General features: G+C 71.2%; 15 protein-coding genes. 10 read left to right on the forward strand and 5 right to left on the reverse strand.

Going from position 1 to position 18,085, the window contains the following annotated elements:
- Positions 1 to 5: 5 nt before the first annotated feature.
- Both OG488_RS27455 and OG488_RS27460 read right to left on the reverse strand, forming a co-directional pair.
- Positions 6 to 710 (reverse strand): glycerophosphodiester phosphodiesterase, encoded by a 705-nt coding sequence (locus OG488_RS27455; RefSeq protein WP_329233384.1) that lies wholly within the window; start codon positions 708 to 710, stop codon positions 6 to 8.
- A 22-nt stretch (positions 711 to 732) separates the two neighbouring features.
- Entirely contained in the window at positions 733 to 1,767 is a 1,035-nt protein-coding gene (locus tag OG488_RS27460) for an adenosine deaminase (protein WP_329233386.1), read from the reverse strand.
- A 118-nt stretch (positions 1,768 to 1,885) separates the two neighbouring features.
- Between OG488_RS27460 and OG488_RS27465 the strand changes: the two genes are divergently transcribed.
- On the forward strand, positions 1,886 to 2,590 hold the full coding sequence (locus OG488_RS27465) for a DUF4190 domain-containing protein (RefSeq protein WP_329233388.1): 705 nt from the start codon (positions 1,886 to 1,888) through the stop codon (positions 2,588 to 2,590).
- 63 nt (positions 2,591 to 2,653) lie between these two features.
- On the opposite strand, the gene OG488_RS27470 is transcribed toward OG488_RS27465, so the two are convergent.
- On the reverse strand, positions 2,654 to 3,193 hold the full coding sequence (locus tag OG488_RS27470) for an NADAR family protein (protein WP_329239064.1): 540 nt from the start codon (positions 3,191 to 3,193) through the stop codon (positions 2,654 to 2,656).
- A gap of 218 nt (positions 3,194 to 3,411) precedes the next feature.
- Here OG488_RS27470 and OG488_RS27475 point away from each other — a divergent pair, with 218 nt between their 5' ends.
- The 8 genes from OG488_RS27475 to OG488_RS27510 all read left to right on the forward strand — a co-directional run bounded on the left by OG488_RS27475 (position 3,412) and on the right by OG488_RS27510 (position 13,096).
- A complete protein-coding gene (locus OG488_RS27475; RefSeq protein WP_329233390.1) occupies positions 3,412 to 4,926 on the forward strand; it encodes a gamma-aminobutyraldehyde dehydrogenase in 1,515 nt (504 codons plus the stop codon).
- 47 nt (positions 4,927 to 4,973) lie between these two features.
- Positions 4,974 to 6,224 (forward strand): polyamine ABC transporter substrate-binding protein, encoded by a 1,251-nt coding sequence (locus OG488_RS27480; RefSeq protein WP_329233392.1) that lies wholly within the window; start codon positions 4,974 to 4,976, stop codon positions 6,222 to 6,224.
- A gap of 52 nt (positions 6,225 to 6,276) precedes the next feature.
- On the forward strand, positions 6,277 to 7,428 hold the full coding sequence (locus OG488_RS27485) for an ABC transporter ATP-binding protein (RefSeq protein WP_329233394.1): 1,152 nt from the start codon (positions 6,277 to 6,279) through the stop codon (positions 7,426 to 7,428).
- Positions 7,425 to 8,357: an ABC transporter permease gene (locus OG488_RS27490; protein WP_329233397.1), complete on the forward strand. Its 933-nt coding sequence runs from the start codon at positions 7,425 to 7,427 to the stop codon at positions 8,355 to 8,357. The genes OG488_RS27485 and OG488_RS27490 overlap by 4 nt, the downstream gene beginning before the upstream one ends.
- A complete protein-coding gene (locus OG488_RS27495; protein WP_329233399.1) occupies positions 8,357 to 9,160 on the forward strand; it encodes an ABC transporter permease in 804 nt (267 codons plus the stop codon). The genes OG488_RS27490 and OG488_RS27495 overlap by 1 nt, the downstream gene beginning before the upstream one ends.
- A 21-nt stretch (positions 9,161 to 9,181) precedes the next feature.
- Complete coding sequence (locus tag OG488_RS27500; RefSeq protein WP_329233401.1) at positions 9,182 to 10,597, forward strand: NAD(P)/FAD-dependent oxidoreductase; 1,416 nt, start codon at positions 9,182 to 9,184, stop codon at positions 10,595 to 10,597.
- A gap of 125 nt (positions 10,598 to 10,722) precedes the next feature.
- On the forward strand, positions 10,723 to 11,184 hold the full coding sequence (locus tag OG488_RS27505; protein WP_329233402.1) for a hypothetical protein: 462 nt from the start codon (positions 10,723 to 10,725) through the stop codon (positions 11,182 to 11,184).
- A gap of 85 nt (positions 11,185 to 11,269) precedes the next feature.
- Positions 11,270 to 13,096 (forward strand): chitinase, encoded by a 1,827-nt coding sequence (locus OG488_RS27510; RefSeq protein ID WP_329233404.1) that lies wholly within the window; start codon positions 11,270 to 11,272, stop codon positions 13,094 to 13,096.
- Here the strand turns inward: OG488_RS27510 and OG488_RS27515 are convergent.
- Both OG488_RS27515 and gabT read right to left on the reverse strand, forming a co-directional pair.
- Positions 13,081 to 13,617 (reverse strand): phosphatase PAP2 family protein, encoded by a 537-nt coding sequence (locus OG488_RS27515; RefSeq protein WP_329233406.1) that lies wholly within the window; start codon positions 13,615 to 13,617, stop codon positions 13,081 to 13,083. The genes OG488_RS27510 and OG488_RS27515 overlap by 16 nt on opposite strands.
- Positions 13,618 to 14,021: 404 nt before the next feature.
- Positions 14,022 to 15,362 (reverse strand): 4-aminobutyrate--2-oxoglutarate transaminase, encoded by a 1,341-nt coding sequence (gene gabT, locus OG488_RS27520; protein ID WP_329233407.1) that lies wholly within the window; start codon positions 15,360 to 15,362, stop codon positions 14,022 to 14,024.
- A 245-nt stretch (positions 15,363 to 15,607) separates the two neighbouring features.
- Between gabT and OG488_RS27525 the strand changes: the two genes are divergently transcribed.
- Complete coding sequence (locus tag OG488_RS27525) at positions 15,608 to 17,986, forward strand: ATP/GTP-binding protein (protein WP_329233408.1); 2,379 nt, start codon at positions 15,608 to 15,610, stop codon at positions 17,984 to 17,986.
- The last annotated feature ends 99 nt before the right edge of the window (positions 17,987 to 18,085 follow it).

The raw sequence follows: 18,085 nt of genomic DNA on the forward strand, positions 1-18,085 counted from the left end.
ACCGATCAAGAGGCGTCGCGCGGGGCCGAGTTGGCCAGCTGCGCCCGAAGCGCGTCGATCCGGTTGGTGGTCATCGAATCGACGCCGTACGCCAGCAGCCGCCGCATCGTGCGCCGGGTGTCGACCGTCCACACGGAGACCAGCAGCCCGTCGGCGTGGACACGGTCGGCCAGCTCGCGGCTCAGCAGCCCGAAACGGTAGTTCAGCCAGCGGGGCCGTACCGCGTCGAGCAGGACGGCGCGGGGCGGCGCGAGCGTCGTCCAGGTCAGAGCGATCTCCGCGGACGGATCGGCCGCGCGCACCTTCAGCATCGCGTGCGTGTCCGCGCAGTAGTAGACGCGCTCCCGCGCCCCGCACTCCCGCACGGCGCCGACGATCTCCCGTACGGACGCGTCGGTCGCACCGGGCAGATCGAGCATGATCCGGCGGTCGCCGGCGGCGGAGAGCGCCTCGCGCAGGGTGGGCACCCCGCCGCCGGTCCTCTCCGTCAGCTCCCGGTGGTCCAGCCGGTCGAGACGGACGTCGTGGCCCCACAGGCGCTTCAGCGTGGAGTCGTGGAGCAGCACGGGCACCCGGTCCCGGGTGACGCGGACGTCGATCTCGACCGCGTCCGCCCCCCGGTCCACGGCGGAGCGGACCGAGGGGAGCGTGTTCTCGCGGGCACGGTAAGGATCGCCGCGGTGGGCCACGGCGGTGACGGTGGTGGTCATGGGGCCATTGTGACCGGAGGGGTCACCGGCCCGGAGCCCTCAGCCAGTTCGTCGTGTACGTGTCGATCTCGGTGGCCAGCGCCCGCTTGCCCGCCGGGTCGAGGAAGGAGGCCTCCACCGCGTTCTTCGCCAGATCGGCCAGGCCGCGTTCGTCCAGGCCGAGCAGACGGGCCGCCACCCCGTACTCGTTGTTGAGATCGGTACCGAACATGGGCGGGTCGTCGCTGTTGACGGTGACGAGGACGCCCGCCTCGACCATCTCCCTGATCGGGTGCCGGTCGAGGTCCGTGACCGCCCGGGTGGCGATGTTCGACGTCGGGCAGACCTCCAGGGCGATGCGGTGCTCGGCCAGATGGGCCAGCAGCTCCGGGTCCTGGACGGAGCTGGTGCCGTGCCCGATGCGCTCCGCCCGCAGCGCGGTGAGCGCGTCCCACACCGTCCGCGGGCCCGTGGTCTCCCCGGCGTGCGGGACGGAGTGCAGGCCCTCGGCGATCGCGCGGTCGAAGTAGGGCTTGAACTGCGGGCGCTCCACCCCGACCTCGGGACCGCCCAGGCCGAAGGAGACCAGCCCTTCGGGGCGCAGGTCGACGGCGAGCCGGGTCGTCTCCTCGGCGGCTTCGAGACCGGCCTCGCCCGGGATGTCGAAGCACCAGCGCAGGACGACGCCGAGCTCGGCCTCGGCCGCCTTGCGGGCGTCCTCGATCGCCTCCATGAAGCCCTGCTCCGGGATACCCCGGCGGGTCGAGCTGAACGGCGTGACGGTCAGCTCCGCGTACCGGATGTTCTGCCGCGCCATGTCCCTGGCGATCTCGAAGGTCAGCAGCCGGACGTCCTCCGGGGTGCGGACCAGGTCCACGACCGACAGGTAGACGTCGATGAAGTGCCCGAAGTCGGTGAAGGTGAAGAAGTCCGCGATCGCCTCAGGGTCCGTGGGGACCTTGGAGTCGGGGTGGTGGGCCGCGAGTTCGGCCACGATGCGGGGTGAGGCCGACCCGACGTGGTGGACGTGGAGCTCGGCCTTGGGCAGCCCCGCGATGAAGGGGTGCAGATCGCTCATCGGATACTCCCGGTTCTCTGAATTCGGCCGGGTGTACCGGCTGCACCGATCATCGTAGGCGGGGGCCTGCGGTGGGATGCCGGGCCGTAGCATGGCGGGACCACGATGGGGGAGGCCCATGTCAGACAACACACAGCAGCCCGGCGGCGAGGGCGCGCCGCGCGATCCATGGGCTCCGCCGGACAGCAGGGTCGAGCTGGGCAAGCAGCCCGCGGACGCCGTTCCGCCCGCCGTGCACGACCAGCCGACCATGACGTCGATGCCGAGTGCCGACGGGAGCACCGGTCCCATACCCGCCGGAGCCTTCGGCCCGCAGCAGCCGCCGGTGCCCGCGCCGCCGGTCGGTCCGAACGGACCGGGACAGCCCGGCCAGTACGGCTATCCGTCCGCTCCCTCCGCACCCTCCGCGGCGTACGGCTACCCGGCCGCCCAGCCCGCACCCCCGGCGTCCTACGGATACCCGGGATACCCCGGCTACGGAGGTCAGCAGCCCTGGGGCCCTGCGCCGGCGAACGGGCTGGGGATCGCGGCGATGGTCCTGGGGATCATCGCCGTGGTCGGCTTCTGCATGTGGGGATTCGGCATCATCCTGGGCATCCTCGCCCTGATCTTCGGCATCATCGGCCGCGGCCGCGCCAAGCGGGGCGAGGCGACCAACGCGGGCATGGCGCTCGCGGGCATCATCCTGGGATCGGTCTCGATCGTGATCAGCGCGATCTTCCTCGGATTCCTGATCTGGACCGTCGCCAACGACGAGTCGGGCAGCGACTACGACTACGACGACCCCTACGCCACCTCGCTGGTCGTCGGTTCCTCCCACTGACCCGCGGCCGGCGTCCGCACGCGGCCGGGCCGGGAGCTCCTCCCGGCCCGGCCGCGTGCCGTGTCAGCCCGCGCGCAGCCGCGCACGCGCCTCCATGAGCGCGAAACCCAGCAGATTCAGCCCGCGCCAGGAGGCCGGGTCCGCGGCCCGCGGATCGTCCTTGGCGAGCCCGATGCCCCAGATCCGGTCCATCGGACTGGCCTCGACGAGAACGCGCTCGCCCGTGCCCAGCAGGTACGCCCGCAGCGCGGGATCCTGACCGAACTTGTGGACGCTGCCCTCGACGACCAGGGCGAACCGCTCCCGGGTCCAAATGCCGTCGTCGAAGCCCTTGACCAGCCGGCCCACCTTCTTCGCCGCCGCGGGACTGCTCGCGGCCACGGCCAGCGCCTCCGCCTCGGTGTCCCCGAAGAGCCGCGCCTTGCCGGCCATCATCCAGTGCTCGGCCGACGCGTACGTCACCGAGTCGACCGTGAACGGCGCCGGCCACCACTGGCTGAGACAGCTCGCCCCGAGCCCCCCGTCCGGACGGGGCCTGTGTCCCCAGAACGGCAGGTACTTCACGCGCTCACCGCGTGCCGTGCGCGCCAGCAGTCCGTCCATGTGTTCCTGTCCCATGGCAGCCGAGTCTGGCATCCGCCACTGACAGCGGGTATGGGGTTTTCCGTGTTCACGCGACACAACGTCGACAGATTCCGTCGCGTAATCAAAAGGAAACAACGGAATCACTTGTTGGTGGAGGTCTCCTCTGTCAGGATCGGCACTCAATTCGGGAAGAAGCTACGCCGCCCCTGGTCAGGGGGACGGCGGAGGAGAGCGTCATGGGCAACGGATTCCAGGTGCAGGACCGCTTCGCCGAGGGGGCGCAGTACATCGGCGGACGGCTGTGCCGCGGCACGTCGGGACACCACCAGGAGGTGGTGGACCCCGCGACGGGCACGACGGTGCTCCGCTACGAACTGGCCGGTACCGACGACGTCGACGCGGCCGTGGCCGCTGCCCGCGCCGCGTTCCCGGGCTGGTCGGGTCTCACTCCCGCCGAACGCTCCGAGGCGCTGCACCGCTTCGCCGCCGTACTCGCGGAGCAGGCGGACGACTTCGCGTACGCCGAGTCCCTGCAGTGCGGCAAGCCCCTCAAGCTCTCCACCGAGTTCGACGTCCCCGGCACCGTCGACAACGCCGCCTTCTTCGCCGGCGCCGCCCGCCACCTGGAGGGGCAGGCGGCCGCCGAGTACAGCGGCGACCACACCTCCTACGTGCGGCGGGAGGCCATCGGGGTCGTCGGATCGATCGCACCGTGGAACTACCCGCTCCAGATGGCGGCCTGGAAGATCCTCCCGGCCGTCGCGGCGGGCAACACGATCGTGCTCAAGCCCGCCGAGATCACCCCGCTGACCTCGCTGATGTTCGCGCAGGCCGCCACGGAGGCAGGCATCCCGGACGGCGTGGTCAACATCGTCTCCGGTGCCGGCCGGGACGCGGGCGAGCACCTCGTGGGCCACCCCGACGTCGTGATGACCTCCTTCACCGGCTCCACCGCGGTCGGCAAGCGGGTCGCCGAGATCGCCACCTCCACCGTCAAGCGTCTTCACCTGGAACTCGGCGGCAAGGCGCCGTTCCTCGTCTTCGACGACGCCGATCTCGACGCGGCGGTGAACGGCGCGGTCGCCGCCTCCCTCATCAACACCGGCCAGGACTGCACGGCCGCCACCCGCGCCTACGTCCAGCGCCCGCTGTACGACGCGTTCGTGGAGGGCGTGGCAGCACTGATGGAGAGCGTCCGGCTCGGTGACCCCTTCGACCCGTCGACCGATCTCGGCCCGCTGATCAGCCACCAGCAGCGTGACCGTGTCGCCGGTTTCGTCGAGCGCGCCCGTGCCTACGCCACCGTCGTCACCGGCGGCGAGGCCCCCGGTGGCGAACTCGCCGCGGGCGCCTACTACCGGCCCACCCTCATCGCGGGCGCCGCCCAGGACAGCGAGGTCGTCCGCTCGGAGATCTTCGGCCCGGTCCTCGTGGTGCTGCCCTTCGACACCGACGACGAGGGAATCGCCCTCGCCAACGACACCCCGTACGGCCTCGCCGCCTCCGCCTGGAGCCGCGACCTCTACCGGGCCAACCGCGCCACCCGCGAGATCGCGGCGGGCTGCGTGTGGATCAACGACCACATCCCGATCATCAGCGAGATGCCGCACGGCGGATACAAGGCCAGTGGCTTCGGCAAGGACATGTCGTCGTACTCCTTCGAGGAGTACACGCAGGTCAAGCACGTCATGTACGACAACACCGCGGTCGCCCGGAAGGACTGGCACCGCACCGTCTTCGGGGACCGATAGCAGCGGCCGCCGGCCGGCGGCCCCACCCACCCGGAAGGGCAACGCGTATGGAGCAGTACGAGCCCGAGCGCCTCTCCGCGCCCCAGCTTGCCGCGATGAGGCGCAGCCTCACCGACGGTCGGGGTGCCCTCACCCGCCGTTCGCTTCTGAGGGCATCGGGCATGGGCGCCCTCGCGCTCGGCGGCCTCGGCACCCTGAGCGCCTGCGGCATCCCGCCCGCCAAGCGGGAAGGGGACACCGCGGCGGCCTCCGACGACCACTCCGCGGCGGAGAAGCGGATCAACTTCTCCAACTGGACCGAGTACATGGACGTCAGCGAGGACGAGAAGAGCCGTCCGACGCTCGACGCGTTCACGAAACGCACCGGGATCAAGGTCAAGTACACCGAGGACATCAACGACAACGTCGAGTTCTTCGGAAAGATCAAGCCGCAGCTCGCCGCGGGCCAGGACACCGGCCGCGACCTCATCATCGTGACGGACTGGCTCGCCGCCCGCATCATCCGGCTCGGCTGGGCGCAGAAGCTCGACCACGCGAACCTCCCGCACGCCTTCGCGAACCTGTCGCCCCAGTTCCGCACCCCCGACTGGGACCCGGGGCGCGCCTACTCCTACCCCTGGACCGGCATCCCGACCGTCATCGCCTACAACGCGAAGGCCACCGGTGGCCGCAAGGTCGACTCCATCACCCAGCTGCTGGACGACCCGAAGCTCAAGGGCAAGGTCTCCTTCCTCTCCGAGATGCGCGACTCGGTCGGCATGACGCTCCTGGACATGGGCAAGGACCCCGGCTCGTTCACCGACGCCGACTACGACGCCGCCATCGGCCGTCTCCAGAAGGGCGTCGACAGGAAACAGATACGCCGGTTCACCGGCAACGACTACACCGCCGACCTCAGCAAGGGCGACATCGCGGCCTGCGTGGCCTGGGCCGGCGACATCATCCAGCTCCAGGCCGACAACCCGGACATCAAGTTCGCGATCCCGGCCGCCGGCTACATCACCTCGAGCGACAACATGCTGGTCCCGGCCGAGGCACGGCACAAGACCAACGCCGAGAAGCTCATGGACTACTACTACGAGCCCCCGGTCGCCGCGCAGCTCGCGGCCTACATCAACTACGTCTGTCCCGTGGACGGGGTCGCCGCGGAGCTCGCGAAGATCGACGCGTCCATGGCGTCCAACACGCTGATCCTCCCGGACAAGGCGATGGCCGCGAAGTCACGGGCCTTCCGCTCCCTCAGCGCCGAGGAAGAGACGGCGTACGAAGAGAAGTTCGCCAAGCTCATCGGCGCCTGACCTGCCCGCCTCCCCGTCCGTTCTCCCTCCGACACCACCGGGACCGCGACCCATGACACAGCAGCAGACAGCGGGCGGCGACGTCCGACTCACCGGGATCAGCAAGACCTACGGCTCCTTCACCGCAGTGCACCCCCTCGACCTGACCGTCCCGCAGGGCTCCTTCTTCGCGCTGCTCGGCGCGTCCGGATGCGGAAAGACCACCACCCTGCGCATGATCGCGGGTCTGGAGGAGGCGACCACCGGCACGGTCTCGCTGGGCGGCCGCGACATCACCGGCCTCCCCCCGTACAAGAGGCCCGTCAACACCGTCTTCCAGAGCTACGCGCTCTTCCCGCACCTCGACGTCAGCGAGAACATCGCCTTCGGCCTCCGCCGGCGCGGCATCAAGTCCGTGAAGAAGCAGGTCGACGAGATGCTGGAGCTCGTCCAGCTCGGCGACTTCGCCCACCGCAAGCCCCACCAGCTCTCCGGCGGCCAGCAGCAGCGCGTCGCCGTGGCACGCGCGCTCATCAACCACCCCCAGGTCCTTCTCCTCGACGAGCCCCTGGGCGCCCTCGACCTCAAGCTGCGCCGCCAGATGCAGCTGGAGCTCAAGCGCATCCAGACCGAGGTCGGCATCACGTTCGTCCACGTCACGCACGACCAGGAGGAGGCCATGACCATGGCCGACACCGTCGCGGTGATGAACGGCGGCCGGGTCGAGCAGCTCGGCGCGCCCGCCGACCTCTACGAGAACCCGCGCAGCACGTTCGTCGCCAACTTCCTCGGCACCTCCAACCTGATCGGGGGCGAGATCGTCTCCACCGGCAGCGAGGTCGTCGTCGCGGCGGGCGGCGGGAAACTCTCCCTGCCGAGCGAGCGCTGTCAGGCTCCGACCACCACCGGCGGGCGCCTCCTGCTGGGGATCCGGCCCGAGAAGATAGCCCTGGTCCGCGCGGACGACGCGCACGCGATAGCGGCCGGCCGCAACCGTGTCTCCGGCCGCGTCGTGGACTCCAGCTTCATCGGCGTCTCCACCCAGTACGTCGTGGAGAGCCCGGCCGGAACGGCCCTCCAGGTGTACGAGCAGAACGTCGACAGGCGTGAGGGACTCCTCCCCGGCTCCGAGGTCGTCCTGCACTGGGACCCCGCCCACACCTTCGGTCTCGACGCGGACCAGGACATCGACGCGGGCGCGGCGAGCGTGGAGGACGCGGCGTGAGCCTCACCGAGGCGCCGCCCGCGCCGCCCACCGGACCCGGGGAGCCGAAGCTCCGCAAGCCCTCCACCCGCAAACGGCTCGTGCCCTACTGGCTGCTGCTCCCCGGCATCCTGTGGCTGGTCGTCTTCTTCGCCCTGCCGCTCGTCTACCAGGCCTCGACCTCGGTGCAGACCGGCTCGCTGGAGAAGGGCTTCGAGGTCACCTGGCACGTCCAGACGTACGCGGACGCCCTGCGCGACTACTACCCGCAGTTCATCCGGTCCCTGCTGTACGCGGGCACCGCCACGGTCCTCTGCCTGCTGCTCGGGTACCCGCTGGCCTATCTGATCGCCTTCAAGGCCGGCCGCTGGCGCAACCTGGTGCTCGTGCTGGTCATCGCGCCGTTCTTCACCAGCTTCCTCATCCGCACGCTCGCCTGGAAGACCATCCTCGCCGACGGCGGCGCGGTCGTGGACGTGCTCGGCACCCTCCACGTCCTGGATGTCACCAGCTGGCTCGGCTGGACCGAGAACAACCGTGTCCTGGCCACCCCGATGGCCGTCGTCTGCGGTCTCACGTACAACTTCCTGCCGTTCATGATCCTTCCGCTCTACACCTCCCTGGAGCGGATCGACGGCCGGCTGCACGAGGCGGCGGGCGACCTCTACGCCACCCCCGCCACCACCTTCCGCAAGGTGACGTTCCCGCTCTCCATGCCGGGCGTCGTCTCGGGCACCCTGCTGACCTTCATCCCGGCCAGCGGCGACTACGTCAACGCGGAACTCCTCGGCTCCACCGACACCAAGATGGTCGGCAGCGTCATCCAGAGCCAGTTCCTGCGGGTCCTGGACTATCCGACGGCCGCCGCCCTCTCGTTCATCCTCATGGCGGTCGTCCTGCTGATGGTCACCGTCTACATCCGCCGCTCAGGCACGGAGGACCTGGTCTGATGCCCGTACTCCGATGGATACGCCGGAATCTGGTCGTGCTCGCGGGACTGCTGACCCTCGCGTACATGATCCTGCCGAACGCCGTCGTGATGGTGTTCTCCTTCAACAAGCCGAAGGGGCGCTTCAACTACGCCTGGCGGCAGTTCTCCCTGGACGCGTGGAAGGACCCCTGCGGGGTCGCCGACCTGTGCGGTTCGCTCTCCCTCTCGCTCCAGATCGCGTTCTGGGCGACCTTGGGGGCCACCGCGCTCGGCACCATGATCGCCTTCGCGCTGGTCCGCTACCGGTTCCGGGCGCGCGGCACGATCAACTCGCTGATCTTCCTGCCGATGGCCATGCCCGAGGTCGTCATGGCCGCCTCGCTGCTCACGCTCTTCCTCAACATGGGCGCCCAGCTGGGGTTCTGGACGATCCTGATCGCCCACATCATGTTCTGTCTGAGCTTCGTGGTGACGGCGGTCAAGGCACGGGTGATGTCGATGGACCCGCGGCTGGAGGAGGCCGCCCGCGACCTCTACGCGGGCCCGGTCCAGACGTTCGTCCGGGTGACCCTCCCCATCGCCGCCCCCGGAATCGCCGCGGGAGCGCTTCTCGCCTTCGCGCTCTCCTTCGACGACTTCATCATCACCAATTTCAACGCGGGCTCCACGGTCACCTTCCCCATGTTCGTCTGGGGATCGGCCCAGCGTGGAACACCCGTGCAGATCAACGTCATCGGCACGGCCATGTTCGTCATCGCCGTGGCGGTGGTTCTCGCCGGTCAGCTCATGGCCAACCGGCGTAAGAGTAATGCGGGAAAATAGAACCCGAAGGAGTTGGAAACCATGGCCCCGGATGCCATGCGTACCGCAGCACAATCCCTTTCCGACGCGCGTCCCGTGTCGTACTGGCTCGACGACCCCGCGAGGCCGCGGGCCCTCCCTGCGCTGACCGGGGACGAGCACTGCGACCTCCTCGTCGTCGGCGGCGGCTACAGCGGACTGTGGACGGCGCTGCTGGCCAAGGAGCGCGACCCCGGCCGCGACGTCGTCCTGATCGAGGGCGACGAGGTCGGATGGGCGGCCTCGGGCCGCAACGGCGGTTTCTGCGCGGCGTCCCTCACCCACGGCCTGGCCAACGGGCTGGAGCGCTGGCCGGAGGAGATCGGCACGCTGGAGAAACTCGGTGCGAGGAACCTCGACGCCATCGAGGAGACCGTCGCCCGCTACGGCATCGACTGCGAGTTCGAGCGCACCGGTGAGATCGATGTCGCCACCGAGCCCCATCACCTCGACGAGCTGCGGGAATGGCACGAGGAGCTCCACAGGCGCGGCATCACCGGGGTGGATTTCCTGGACCGGGACGCCGTGCGCGCCGAGGTCGACTCGCCCACCTTCCTCGGCGGTCTCTGGGACCGGCGCGGCGTGGCGATGCTGCACCCGGCCAAACTCGCCTGGGGCCTCAAGCGGGTCTGTCTGGACCTCGGCGTACGGATCTACGAGCACACCAGGGGCCTCGACCTCGTGCGCTCCGGCTCCGGCATGGCGGTCCGCACCCCGTACGGCCGGGTCTTCGCCGGCCGGGTCGCGCTCGGTACCAACGTCTTCCCCTCGCTGGTCAAGCGAGTCCGGTCCTACACCGTGCCGGTCTACGACTACGCCCTGATGACCGAGCCGCTCACCCCGGAGCAATGCGCGTCCATCGGCTGGAAGGGGCGCCAGGGGCTCGGTGACAGCGCGAATCAGTTCCACTATTTCCGGATGTCCGCGGACAACCGGATCCTGTGGGGCGGATACGACGCGGTCTATCCCTACGGGGGCCGTCTCAGCGCCGATCTGGACCAGAGGCCGGAGACGTTCCTGAAACTCGCCGGGCAGTTCTTCGCGTGTTTCCCGCAGCTTTCCGGAGTGCGTTTCTCGCACGCCTGGGGAGGTGCGATCGACACCTGTTCCCGATTCACCGCGTTCTTCGGCACGGCCCACCGGGGACGTGTCGCGTACGCCGCCGGGTACACGGGTCTCGGCGTCGGCTCCACCCGGTTCGGCGCGGAGGTCATGCTCGACCTGCTGGCCGGGGAGGAGACCGAGCGGACCCGGCTGGAGATGGTCCGCTCCAAGCCGATGCCGTTCCCGCCCGAGCCGTTCGCCTGGGCCGGGATCGAGATCACCAAGCGGTCGCTCGCCCACGCCGACAGCAACGGCGGACGGCGCAACCTGTGGCTGCGGACCATGGACCGGCTGGGGCTGGGTTTCGACAGCTGAGCCCTGGTGACGCAGGTCACCGGAGACGGATGCCCGAACCCGCGTCATGATCCGCTCCGCGCGCCCTCTCTCCCGTGAACGCACCGGCATCAGCCGCCGGTGCCCACGGGAAGGGAAGGTGGCCCATGACCGGCACGGGGGCGAAAGCCGCGGTCGCATGGCTCGCATCGGTGGCACCGGATCCGGGTGCCTGCCGGAGGATGTGGGAGCGCGACCCGCACGGGATCGCGCTCCTTCCGGCCGGGAAGCGCTGGGACGTGCTGATCGTCCCGGGGGAGCTCGGCCATCCGACGCTCGACGTGCTCACGCGCCTCGTCGACCGGCCCGGTCCCGTCCTCGCCGGCTTCGGCGACTCCAGGATGGGCTTCTTCGTGCCCCCGGGGACGGCGGCCCGCTGGGTCGGGACGGGCATCCGCGGGGTCGGCGGGGGGACCTGGATCGTCGTCCCCCGGCCGGGCAGCACCGTGGGCGGGGTGCGATGGCTGATCCTCCCGGACGGCTCGGGCACGCTCACCGACGCGACCCTCCTGGAACTGGCTCTGCACGAGGCCGCGGCGGCGCGTGGCGCGAGGGGAGGCGGGGGCTGAACCACCGCCAGAGGTCTTGACAACCTGATTGGTCTGGACCATGTTGTGCGCGGACAACTCAATCCCCCCTTGCACGGAGGCTGTTGTGGAACGTAGCGGACCACCCCTGAGACCTTCCGGACTTCTCGCCGCGTTCTCCGCGGTGGTCCTCGCCACCGGCGCCCTCCTCGCCACGGCCCCGGCCGCCGGGGCGGCCGACGCCGATCTGGCGCGCAACGGCGGCTTCGAGGCGGGGCTGGACGGCTGGAGCTGCTCCGGTGGCAGCGGCGCGGCCGTCAGCACGCCCGTGCACGGCGGGAGTTCGGCGCTGAAGGCGACCCCCGCGGGGAGCGACAACGCCCGGTGCTCCCAGACGGTCACGGTGAAGCCGGACTCCGCCTACACGCTCAGCGCCTGGGTGCAGGGAAGTTACGTCTACCTGGGGGCCACCGGCACCGGGACCACCGACGTCTCCACCTGGACCCAGTCCGCCGGTGCGTACAAGCAGCTGACCACCACGTTCAGGACCGGCCCCTCGACCACCTCGGTGACCGTCTACACCCACGGCTGGTACGGCACCCCCGCCTACTACGCCGACGACCTCACCCTCGTCGGCCCCGGCGCCGGCCCGGTCGCCGTGCCGGCCGCCCCCGCCGGACTGCGGGCCGGCACCGCCACCGCCTCCTCCGTCCCGCTGTCCTGGACGGCGTCGGCCGGTGCCACCGGTTACCGCGTGTACCGCAACGGTACGAAGATCCTGGACGCCACCGGCACCTCGGCGACCGCGACCGGTCTGGCCGCGTCGACCGCGTACAGCTTCCAGGTCACGGCGGTCAACGCCGCGGGCGAGTCCGCGAAGTCCGGAGCCGTGAGCGCCACGACGGCCGCGGGCGGCGGGGGAGGGGGCGACGCGGGCCTCCCGGCCCACGCGCTCGTCGGCTACCTCCACTCCAGCTTCGCCAACGGCTCCGGCTACACGCGGATGGCCGACGTGCCCGCCTCGTGGGACGTCATCAACCTCGCCTTCGGCGAGCCCACCTCCGTGACCTCCGGAGACATCCGGTTCTCGCTCTGCCCCGTCGCCGAGTGCCCGGGCGTGGAGACCGAGGCGGAGTTCAAGGCGGCCGTCAAGGCCAAGCAGGCCGCGGGCAAGAAGGTGCTGATCTCGATCGGCGGCCAGAACGGACAGGTGCAGCTCGCCTCGACCGCCGCGCGGGACACCTTCGTCACCTCCGTCAGCAAGATCATCGACACCTACGGCCTCGACGGCCTGGACATCGACTTCGAGGGCCACTCGCTCTCGCTCGCCACGGGCGACACCGACTTCCGCAGCCCGACCACACCGGTCATCGTGAACCTGATCTCCGCGGTGAAGACGCTCAAGGCCAAGTACGGTGACGACTTCGTCCTCACCATGGCGCCCGAGACCTTCTTCGTGCAGCTCGGCTACCAGTACTACGGCTCCGGCCCCTGGGGCGGCCAGGACCCGCGCGCCGGGGCCTACCTGCCCGTCATCCACGCCCTGCGCGACGACCTGACCCTGCTGCACGTCCAGGACTACAACTCCGGCTCCATCATGGGCCTCGACAACCAGTACCACTCCATGGGCGGCGCCGACTTCCACATCGCCATGACGGACATGCTGCTCACCGGCTTCCCCGTCGCCGGCGACCAGAGCCGGGTCTTCCCGGCGCTGCGCCCCGAGCAGGTCGCCTTCGGCCTCCCGGCGTCCACCCAGGCGGGCAACGGCCACACCTCCCCGGCCGAGGTCACCAAGGCGCTGAACTGCCTGACGAAGAAGACCGACTGCGGTACCTACCAGACGCACGGCACCTGGAGCGGGCTGCGCGGGCTGATGACCTGGTCGATCAACTGGGACCGCTTCAACAACTGGGAGTTCTCCAAGAACTTCGACGCCTACTTCGGCGGCTGACCGCTCCTGCTCCCCGCCCGCAGGGCGATCAGCAGGATCCCGCTCAGGCACCAGGCGGCCACCACGTCCAACGGCCAGTGGTAGCCGCGCAGCACCAGACCGACGCTCGTCGCCGCCGTCAGCAGGACGGCGGCGACGGGCGTCATCCACGTCCGCCGCAGGTACGGGGCCAGCAGCAGGGCCGCGGCCCCGTACGCGACCATCGCCGTGGTCGTGTGGCCCGAGGGGTAGTAGCCGGTCGCCTCCGTCAACGGGCCCTGACGGTCCGTCCACAGCTTGAGCGGGACGACGAGGGCCGGGACGGCGGCCATGGCCAGGACGGCACAGAGCGCGGCGCGCCTGGCGCGGCGGAGCCACGCGACGACGACCGCGCACGCCAGCACGGGAACGGCGACCTGCATGTTGCCGAGATCGGCGAAGAGGTCGGCGAGCGGCGCGGGGCCCCGGCCGGCCAGCTCAAGGCCGAGGCGCTCGTCCGGACCGAGCAGGGGGCCGTCGGCGAGCACCTGCCAGGTGATCACGGCGAAGAGCGCCGCCAGGGCGGCCGCAACGAGAAGAACCGGCCACCGGGGAACAGGGGGGATTGTTCCGAGGTGGCCGGTCGGATCGGTTTGCCGCGCGCCCCGGGGGGTGTGGGGCGAGCGGCCATCCGATCGGTGAGGAGTCCCGGAGCCCGAAGCTCCAGCGGTGTGCGCGACGGCACGGCCGGATCGGCGCGGGGGGAGCCCCGGTCCGGCATCACCCGCAGTCCCCTGCGGGCGGGGTGTTTCTCTCATCTGGGAAGACCGTACGTCAGGGGGAGGAGGCGCCGGAAGTGACAACCGTAACCCGCCATCGCCCCCGCACACCTTCTTCACACGCCCTCACGCCGACGCCGTCCGACCGCTCCCCGGAGCGGTCGGACGGCGTCGGGGACTCGCACGGATCAGAGGCGCGCGAACGCCTGCTCGATGACGTCCAGGCCCTCGTTCAGGAGGTCCTCACCGATGACGAGCGGCGGCAGGAAGCGCAGGACGTTGCCGTAGGTGCCGCAGGTCAGCACCAGCACGCCCTCGGCGTGGCAGGCCTTGGCCAGGGCACCGGCGGCGGCCGCGTCCGGCTCCTTGGAGCCAGGCTTCACCAGCTCGATCGCGATCATGGCGCCGCGGCCGCGGATGTCGCCGATGATGTCGCCGTTGGGGAGCTTCGACCGCATCTCGGCGAGGCGGCCCTTCATGACCTCCTCGATCCGCCTGGCCTTGCCGTTCAGGTCCAGCTCGCGCATCGTCTCGATGGCGCCGAGCGCGCCCGCGCAGGCCACCGGGTTGCCGCCGTAGGTCCCGCCGAGGCCGCCCGCGTGGGCGGCGTCCATGATCTCGGCGCGGCCGGTCACCGCGGAGAGCGGGAGGCCGCCGGCGATGCCCTTGGCCGTGGTGATCAGGTCGGGCACGAGGCCCTCGTCCTCGCAGGCGAACCACTGGCCGGTGCGGCAGAAGCCCGACTGGATCTCGTCCGCGACGAAGACGATGCCGTTGTCCTTCGCGAACCGGGCGATCTCCGGGAGGAAGCCCTTGGCCGGCTCGATGAAACCGCCCTCGCCGAGGACCGGCTCGATGATGATCGCGGCGACGTTGTCCGCGCCGATCTGCTTGGTGATCTCGTCGATGGCCTGCGCGGACGCCTCGGCACCCGCGTTCTCCGGGCCGGTCGGCCAGCGGTAGCCGTACGCCACCGGCACGCGGTACACCTCGGGGGCGAACGGGCCGAAGCCCTGCTTGTACGGCATGTTCTTCGCCGTCATGCCCATGGTGAGGTTGGTGCGGCCGTGGTAGCCGTGGTCGAAGACGACGACCGCGGTGCGCTTCGTGTACGCACGGGCGATCTTCACCGCGTTCTCGACCGCCTCGGCACCCGAGTTGAACAGCGCGGACTTCTTCGCGTGGTCGCCCGGCGTCAGCTCGGCGAGCTGCTCGCAGACCTCGACGTACCCCTCGTACGGCGTGACCATGAAACAGGTGTGGGTGAAGTCGGCGAGCTGCGCCGAGGCGCGGCGTACGACCGCTTCGGCGGACGCGCCCACGGAGGTCACGGCGATACCGGAACCGAAGTCGATCAGGCGGTTGCCGTCCACGTCCTCGATGATGCCGCCGCCCGCCCGAGCGGTGAAGACCGGCAGGGTGGAACCCACGCCCGCGGCCACGGCCGCGACACGGCGGGCCTGCAGCTCGGCCGACTTCGGGCCGGGGATGGCGGTGAGGACGCGGCGCTCCTGCGGGATGTCGGACATGCGGGGCTCCTGGGGGTGTTTCGGACGCTTCTGTTTCTGCAGGCTAGGGGCGGGCACGGGCGGCGGTCATGCTCCGATCGGGAGTGGTGGCGGCGTGTCCTTGTCCGCCGCGGACAGATACCCCGGAGAGCCCGCCGGGCGACATCCGCGCCGGGCCGTACGGCCGCATGGCTGAACTCCCCGGGCACGGGCACTAGATTGGCCGGTGCAGAAGGCGGACCTGGCTGGTCAGGGGGCAGCGGTTCATGGACACCGAAGGCACGTACGACGCACGGGGCACGGGCGCGGACCGGGTGCCCCGCCCTGCCGGGCCACCGCCCGCGGCGCCACCGCCTCCCCCGTACGCCCCGTACGCCCCGCACCCCCGGCGCCCGCAGGCCGGGGACGACGGTGTCGAGGCATGGCTCCGCACTCCCCGCCCCGTGCGGGAACCCGGCGTGTGGCGCTTCGGGCACACCCCGCGCCCGCCCGAGACGCCCGAGGGCGTCTCCGACCGCTCCCTGCTGGTCGGCGTGCTCATCTCCGTACTCAGCGGACTGCTGCTCTGGTCGCTGTGGCGCAACGGCTACATCCCCTACCGGCTCGTCCCGCTGAAGCTCTTCACCCCCGGTGACTGGTGGTACGCCGGTACGTTCGGCGGGCCGCGCACGATCGAGGGCGCGGACGCCCTCACGGTCTACGAGGCCGCCCTCTTCGGGCTCCTCGTCTACGGCTGCGGGCGCCTGGGCAACTGGCCGGAGCTCTTCCGGCGCCATGTCGCCGGACGGGGGCAGCCCTTCCTCGCCCTGGCCACCGCCGCCGCGGGCGGCCTCGCCGAGCTCCTCGTCTGGAAGGACGGGGTGCCGGTCGTCCGGCCGGTCCTGATCCTCGTCGCCTCGGTCGCGGGCGGCGAGATCTACCAGAGCCAGGCCGTCGTCAACGTGATCTACACCCTGATCGCCCTCGGGGTGCTCTGGCCCTTCGCCCTGCTCGGCCGCTGGCGCCGACTGCTCGCCGACCGGTCCGGGAAGAGCGCCGCCACGGCGTCCTCCGCCCCGGCAGCGCCCCCGGAGGCCCCCACCCCCGAACAGTGGCCGGAGCTCCGCGCGGCGGGGCGCACGGACGCGGCCGACGCCCTCACCGCCGAGGTGCGCACAGGCCGGATGAACGACGTCGACGTCGCGCGCCTGCGCCACGCCTGGACCGTGGGCCGGGCGCACCCGGAGCGCCTGGACGCGCTCGACAAGGCGGTCCTGCGCGCCGGGGGCGCCGCCGCACTCCACCCCTCGGGCGCCCGTGACCTGCCGGTCCGCACCGCCCGGCACGACCTGCTCACCGGCCAGGTCCGGCTCGGCAGCTGCGCGGAGGACCCGCACAACCCGTACGCCCGCCGGGGCTCGGGCATCGCCCTGGAGCCGGCGCTGCTGGGCACCTCCCTGCTGGCGGTGGGCCCGCCCGGGGCGGGCAAGTCCGCCCGGCTGGTACGGCCGGTCGTGGAGTCGCTCGCCCTGCAGGCGCTCGCCGGCCGGGCGGCGGTCCTCGCCGTCGGTGGCGCCGGCGGCGAGCTCGGCCCGGACGAGGCGTTCGACGTCGTCGTACGGATCGGCGACCCGGCCTCCGCGCACGACTTCGACCTGTACGGCGGCACGACCGACCCCGACGAGGCCGCGAGCGTGCTCGCCGAGGGACTCGTCGGCGACGTGACGCACCTCGACAGCCGCCGCGCCGCAACCGTCCTCGCCCAGCTGCTCGGTCCCTACGCGGCCGTCCACGGGCACTTCCCCGGCGTGCCGGCGCTCCGGGAGCTCCTGGACGGGGACCTCGCCGCCGTCGACGCGCTGCGTGAGGCGCTCGCGGCCGGCGGCCACCAGGCCATGCTGCGCGAGCTGGAGGCCCGCACCCGGCAGAGGGGCGGCGCCGGAGACCCCGGACCGGTGCTCGCCGACCGGATCGCCCTGCTCGACAGGCCCGCCTTCGCGACGTTCTTCACCACCGGGGAACAGGCCCGGCCCTTCTCGCTGCGCTCCCTGGAGCACCTGCCGCTCCGGGTCAGGATCGACCTCCCGGAACGGGCGCACGCCGAGGCGTCACGGCTGCTCGCCCGGCTCGTCCTCGCCCAGTTCACGGCGATCGCAGCCGCCCGCGCCGACCGGTCGCTCTTCGTCTGCCTGGTCCTGGACGACGCCACGCACACGGTCACCGCGGAGACCGTCCGGGGCGTCCGGAGGCTCCGTTCGGTCAACGCGGGAGCGGTCCTGACGCTGCGCACCGTCGACGACGTCCCCGAGGGGCTGCACACCGCGCTGCTCGGGGCGGTCGGCTGCTGCATGGCGTTCAGCGGGGTCACCACCTGGGACGGCAAGCGCTTCGCCGAGGTGTGGGGCAAGGAGTGGGTGGAGACCCGCGAGGTCGCCCAGCACGCCGTCTTCGCCGACCAGCCGTTCACCCGCGCCCTGCACGGACTGCGCAAGCTCGTCACCGGCAAGGCCGTGACCAGGGACGCCGTGACCGTACGGCGGGTCGAGCGGGAGCGCTGGTCCGCGTCGGAGCTGGCCTACCAGCTGCCCGCCGGCCACGCGGTCCTGTCGCTGACGACGGTGGACGGCGAGCACGCGCCCCCGCTCCTTGTCGAGCTGGGACGCTGAGCTGGGGCGCTGAGTGGCGAGGTTACGGGGACCCTGCCGCCCTGGCAGACTTGAGTGCGGCCGTCTGTACGGGACGGCGCATTCGAGCCGTCCGCGCGG

It is taken from the genome of Streptomyces sp. NBC_01460 (assembly GCF_036227405.1).
Taxonomy (GTDB): domain Bacteria; phylum Actinomycetota; class Actinomycetes; order Streptomycetales; family Streptomycetaceae; genus Streptomyces.